The following is a 1,123-nucleotide window of genomic DNA, read 5'->3' as shown; positions in this document are numbered from 1 at the left end:
TGGTTTGATGGGATATTGATCTCCAAAGGGATTGATAAACGCAACTGATTATTGTTATAATTTTGATACACGACAGTGTCCTCCTTTTCTTTCTAGAGTTTTGTCGCTTATAGAATAACATTGGAAGTGGCTGGGACATAAGCCACGCAAAATAAAATAATCGTAGTTTTCAGACTGATATTGAATCTGAAAACCACGATTATTTTTTTAACGATTGATTTTCTAAAAATAACATTGACTTTGAGGGTCAGTTTCAGCAGATTAGCTGCCATAATTGCAATTCCTGCTTCAGTAGTAACCTTTTCAATCCCACGAACCGAGGTTCGTAGGTACTTCAAATTAGCCTTCAGATTTCCGAAGAATGGTTCATCTTCGATTTTTCTCAAGGCATAAATTGCTTTTGTTTCATCATTATCTTTTAGTCTTTCACGCATCTGTTGTTTATGGTGTTCCCAATTGGGATTGATGTTGATCTGACGCAGGTTACCTCCAGGTGTATGAGCATAGTAATAACCCTCCGGGTCGTCATAATCTAGAGCACGATAGGTTCGAAGGTTTCGCACGAAACCACTCTTGTCTTTGCGGTGACCTTCTCTAATAAAGTGGAATTTGATGCCATGCTCGTCAGTATAGTAATCTTTGATCGGATCATAGTTCCAGTTCATTATTTTACTTGCATCACGTCGATAGGATCGAGTCTGCTCTTTTTCGAACATCCCGTAAGGGATCAGAGCTTGTGCAGTCAGTTTGTTTTCAATGTAGTTATAATTCTGTTCACTACCGTAGCCCGCATCTGCCACAATATATTTTATGGGTGTTGTTTGGAAATCCATAGATCGTAAAAATGGGATCAACGTTCTTTGATCAGCTGGCCGTTGGTTGATATCGTAGTATAGTGCAAACTGATTTTGAGTCGCGATCTGAAGATTATAACCTGGCTTCAACTGACCATTTTGCATCGCATCTTCTTTCATGCGCATGAAAGTTGCATCCGGGTCAGTCTTAGAAAAACTATTTCGGTCACCAAAAATTGCATTATTAGACTCGTATTTACTTTTTCTAGGTAGGTAGTCACTGTCGATCAAATGACGGTCGTGTTTGAATTTTCGCCGTAGGCGTTTGT

General features: G+C 39.2%; 1 protein-coding gene. It reads right to left on the bottom strand.

Features of this window, described 5'->3' with window-relative positions; translation table 11 throughout:
• Nucleotides 1-107: 107 nt before the first annotated feature.
• The coding region (locus FHQ08_RS12615) for a transposase (protein ID WP_230914741.1) at nucleotides 108-1,123 on the bottom strand (1,016 nt) is incomplete at its 5' end.

It is taken from the genome of Agrilactobacillus fermenti (genome assembly GCF_021030645.1).
Taxonomy (GTDB): domain Bacteria; phylum Bacillota; class Bacilli; order Lactobacillales; family Lactobacillaceae; genus Agrilactobacillus; species Agrilactobacillus fermenti.
Note: the sequence above shows the minus strand (reverse complement) of the source record. Positions and strands in the feature narration are given on the sequence as shown.